Origin of the sequence: Nitratidesulfovibrio oxamicus (assembly GCF_015731765.1) — a bacterium.
Classification (GTDB): Bacteria; Desulfobacterota; Desulfovibrionia; order Desulfovibrionales; family Desulfovibrionaceae; genus Cupidesulfovibrio; species Cupidesulfovibrio oxamicus.
On sequence record NZ_VRYY01000216.1, the window covers coordinates 1 to 4089 of the forward strand.

Annotated in this window: 5 protein-coding genes; 1 reads left to right on the forward strand and 4 read right to left on the reverse strand. The window is 70.7% G+C overall.

Annotated elements, in window-relative coordinates:
• Window positions 1-70: 70 nt before the first annotated feature.
• From FVW20_RS08520 to FVW20_RS08535, 4 genes are all read right to left on the reverse strand, one after another.
• The gene (locus FVW20_RS08520; RefSeq protein WP_196609083.1) at window positions 71-847 is read right to left on the reverse strand and encodes a TVP38/TMEM64 family protein; all 777 of its coding nucleotides are present in this window, start codon (window positions 845-847) and stop codon (window positions 71-73) included.
• A 65-nt stretch (window positions 848-912) separates the two neighbouring features.
• Complete coding sequence (locus tag FVW20_RS08525) at window positions 913-2001, reverse strand: glucokinase (protein ID WP_196609084.1); 1089 nt, start codon at window positions 1999-2001, stop codon at window positions 913-915.
• 138 nt (window positions 2002-2139) lie between these two features.
• Window positions 2140-2490 (reverse strand): PilZ domain-containing protein, encoded by a 351-nt coding sequence (locus tag FVW20_RS08530; RefSeq protein WP_196609085.1) that lies wholly within the window; start codon window positions 2488-2490, stop codon window positions 2140-2142.
• A gap of 236 nt (window positions 2491-2726) precedes the next feature.
• A complete protein-coding gene (locus FVW20_RS08535) occupies window positions 2727-3506 on the reverse strand; it encodes a hypothetical protein (protein WP_196609086.1) in 780 nt (259 codons plus the stop codon).
• Between the two features lie 151 nt (window positions 3507-3657).
• Here FVW20_RS08535 and FVW20_RS08540 point away from each other — a divergent pair.
• The coding region (locus FVW20_RS08540) for a CinA family protein (RefSeq protein WP_196609087.1) at window positions 3658-4089 on the forward strand (432 nt) is incomplete at its 3' end.

Here is a 4089-nt window from a genome sequence, read left to right on the forward strand (position 1 = left end):
GCCAAACCGCGCCGCGCCCGCAGCCGCCGTCAGTCCGGCGGCGCCGCCGCCGATGACCAGCAGATCCGTATCATGCCGTGGTGTCCGGGCCATGTTCGTCCTCCTTGCGGGCATCGCGCCGCCTTTCCCCGCCCAGACCGCTTCCGGGTGCCGCGCCCCGCGAGCGCACCCGGTCCAGCACCTTGCGCGCCACCAGCGGGAACAGCCCCAGCAGGGTCATGGCCGCCAGCAACCCCGGCGACAGCACGTCACCCGGCGCAGCCACGGCGCCCAGTTCGCGTCCGGCATTCACGTACACCGCCGTGCCGGGCAGCATGCCCACCAGCGATACCCAGAAATAGGTACGCACGGGCATGGCCGTCAGCCCCATCAGCAGGTTGACCAGAAAGAAGGGGAACGCGGGCACCAGGCGCAGCCCGAACAGATAGAACGCCCCGTCGCGGGACAGCCCTTCATCCAGGCGGGCCATGCGGTGCCCGAAGCGGCGGCGCACCGCGTCGCGGAACACGTAGCGCGCGCCCAGAAAGGCCAGTGTGGCCCCCACTGTGCTGGACAGCGAGGTGGCCCACAACGTGGTCCAGAAGCCGAACACCGCCGCCCCCCCCAGGGTCAGGGCCGTGGCCCACGGAAGCGACAGCGCGGCGGAGGCCACGTACACCGCCATGTAGGCACCGACCGACAGCACGGGGCTGGCCTCGTGCCAGGCCACCAGTTGCGCCTGCGACGCCTTGAGCCGGGCCAACGACAGCCATTCGCCAAGCCCCGACCACCATGCAGCCGCGAGGCAGACGGCCACCGCCGCCAGAAGCAGGGCGCGCCGCGCCGCATCAGTCCATCCCGGACGCATGAGATTCCTTTCCGGTTTGCCGGGCCGCCGTTGTCCGCGCCCGGCGTGAAGCCAGGTGATGCCGGTCAGGCTACCGGGCCGTTCAGGGCGCCATACAGGGCCGCGCCAAGCAGCCCCGCGTCGGGACTGCGCACCAGGCGCACCGGCACCCCACGCAGCAGTTCGGCATGGGTATCGCCTTGGCGAAAGGCATCGGCAAAGGCCGGGTGCATCACCAGGGCGGGAGTGGCCGCCGCCACTCCGCCGGTGATGAACAGCCCGCCCAGGGCCAGGGTTTCCAGCACGTAGTCGCGGCAGACACGGCCATAGAAGCGGGCGAACCATGACAGGACTTGCGGCAGGGCGTGATCGGGGCCGGCATCACCCTTCCCGGTCGTCAGGCGGGCCGCCACTTCGGCTGGTTCCAGCCACTGCCCGGTGTGGAAGGCGTGCAGCAGGCGCAGGCCGGGGCCTGACACCACAAGGTCGCCGATGACCTGCCGCCCGGTGTGGGCACGGATGAACGCGGCAAAGGCCATTTCCCGCTCGTCCGTGAAGGGGAACAGGGCGTGCCCCCCTTCCGAGGGCAGGGCGCGGGGCGGCATCCCGACACCGGACGGTGGCAGCAGCAGGCATTTGCCAAGGCCCGTGCCCGCGCCCACCACGGCGGTGGGGGCGTCCGGAACGGGATGCCCGTCCAGCACGTCCAACATGTCCAACATGTCCGGCATGTCCGGCATGTCCGGCATGTCCGGCACGACTGGCGCGACTGGCGCGACCGGCGTGACCGGCGTCGCTGGGCGCAGGCAGGCATACGCCTGGGCCACGAAATCGTTGATCAGCAGCACCGGGGGCAGGGGCGGCATGCCCGGTGCGAGCAACGCCGGATCGTCCAGATCCACCGCCCAGGGAATGTTGGGCGGAGTGCAGCGGCGCCTTCCCCGTACCGGCCCGGCCACGGCCAGCACCAGCAGGGCCGGGGACGAGAACAGTCCCGGCTCCTCGGCGGCGGCCCTGCGCATCAGGTCGGCAAAGGACGCCGCATCCGTCGTGGACAGGCGCACCCTGCACAGACGGTCCCGCTGGCGCGGCACATGGCCCCGCGCCAGCCCGTCCGCTTCGTACAGGGCAAAGCGGCTGTTGGTTCCGCCTATGTCCGCCGCCAGCACGCGCATGCGCAGTTCTCCTTCCGTGCGGGGTGGCCGCGCGGGTAGCTCGTTCCGGCCCATCGGGCACGGAGGAAAGGCGGTGGCACGGCAGGACGGCCCGGAGCGGTCCGGCGCCGTCCGGAGAGTCCCGGGACGCGGGGCGCGTTACGTCAGGCCGGTCAGCGCCCGCAGAAAGGCGGTGGCCTCGGGCGACACCGCCGCAAAGCTCAGCCGCACGTCGTTGCCGGTGCCGCGCACCACGCGTGCGGGCACGCCCATTTCCTCGCCCCTGGTGTTCTGCACGAACAGCGTGCACACGGTGCCCTCGGGAAACTTGCCACGCACGGCGCACCGCGCCCCGGTAAGGCTTACGTCCCAGGTCATCACCGAAAAACCGTACCCGGAAATCTCGATGCGCCCCTTGTATCGCCCGGCCACGCGGGCGGCGCGCCTGCGTTCGCCGCCGGTCTTGGCGGCGGGTGCGGCGAATGCGGCATCCTGCTGTTTGGCTTCCATCCGTTTCCCCTCCTGCATGGCATCGCAAGGCGCGGCCCCTGCGCCCGGCGTGCCACCTGATGTGCTCCGGACGCACGGCCTGCCCCATTTCGGGCCATGCGTTCCTGTCCGTGATTCCACAACAATACGTTCCGTTGTCGGTACAACCGCCCGCCAGCACGTGCATCACGCCGCCCGGCAGGCCGCTCCACGTCAGGCATAACGGGCCTTGGCCCGGAGCATACCCGCGAAAAACGTCATTCCTGCGCCTGCTCCACACGCGCCAGCGCCTCGGCTGCCCGGTCCCGCCGTTCATTCCAGACGCGCCGCGCCAGGGCACGCAGGCTGCACGCGGCGGCAGAGGGCGGCGGCAGTTCCGGCAGGTCCGGCAACTGGGGCACGCCCTCGTCAAGACAGGGCAGGGCCAGCGTGGCGTCCAGCGAGCACGAGTACCCTTCCATGCCGCTGCCCGCCACCTTCATCCTTTCCTGCCCTTCCACGTCCAGCGAACGGGCCATGCCCAGCACGCACGAGGGCGAATGGTCGCTGTTGGCCTTGGCCACCATGCGGTTGATCTCTGCCGCCCACAGCCGGTAGCGTCGATAGCCCAGCTTGCGCACCTTGCCCGGCCTTTCCGGTATGGTTGCGGCAGTGCCGTTGATGTAGTCGTCGAAGGCGCGCCAGGTATCCTCGTACACTTCCAGCAGCAGTTTTTCATACCGCCCGGAGCGGGTCCAGGCAAAGGGGACGTCGCGATGCGGGCAGGCGTCCGCACCGTCCGTCAGGCGCATGAAGTCCACGGGCACCCCCAGGGCGTGCCACAACTGCCCGGCCATGTCCGCCCCGGTAAGCAGGTTCGTCAGCCATCCGGCGTGGCACAGGGCACGCCGGGCGGCCCGGCGCAGTTCCTCCTCGCGCGAGCGGAACAGCTCCATCTCGTCATCCACGGCCTTGCGGGCGGCAAAGAAGGTCTCGGCCATTTCGCTGAGCACTTCGTCCTGCAGGGCCGAAACCATTTCCTCACGCTGATCGGTCATCGCGTCTCCATGACTGCTGGTCGGCCCCCAGAGTAGCAGTGCGGGCAGCCCGTAGCAAGCGCGCCCCTTGCCGGAACCGTTTCCTCGGTGTTAGCCGGGCGGCAGGGGCCGCGCACATCGTGCCGCCCGCATACCCCGCAACGGAGACCAGATGCCTGCCACGCAGCATGCCCCGCACGCCGTCCCCTGCCCACTTGATCCTGCCGCTGCCACCGGGCCCACGCCGTCCACCTCAGCGGGCACGTCCGGCATAACGGGCATGTCCGGCGTATCGGGCACGCCAGCCCCCCCGGATTCCGACGACACGCATGCCCTTGTCAGGCTGCTCGGGCAGCGGATGGCGGCCCAGGGGGCCACGCTGGCCACGGCGGAATCGTGCACCGGCGGACTCATCGCGGCCCGCTGCACCGACGTGCCGGGCAGTTCCGCGTGGTTCACCGGCGGCGTGGTGGCCTATGCCAACGAGGTGAAGCGTGACGTGCTGGGAGTGGGCCCGGACCTGCTGGCCGCCCACGGCGCGGTAAGCGAACCGGTGGTGCGGGCCATGGCCGCCGGAGTGCGCCGCCTGACCGGCGCCCGCCTT

Excerpts from the sequence above, each read along its gene's own strand:
- FVW20_RS08535 (WP_196609086.1), bottom strand. The coding sequence starts at position 3,506 with ATGACCGATCAGCGTGAGGAAATGGTTTCGGCCCTGCAGGACGAAGTG.
- FVW20_RS08530 (WP_196609085.1), bottom strand. The coding sequence starts at position 2,490 with ATGGAAGCCAAACAGCAGGATGCCGCATTCGCCGCACCCGCCGCCAAG.
- FVW20_RS08525 (WP_196609084.1), bottom strand. The coding sequence starts at position 2,001 with ATGCGCGTGCTGGCGGCGGACATAGGCGGAACCAACAGCCGCTTTGCC.
- FVW20_RS08520 (WP_196609083.1), bottom strand. The coding sequence starts at position 847 with ATGCGTCCGGGATGGACTGATGCGGCGCGGCGCGCCCTGCTTCTGGCG.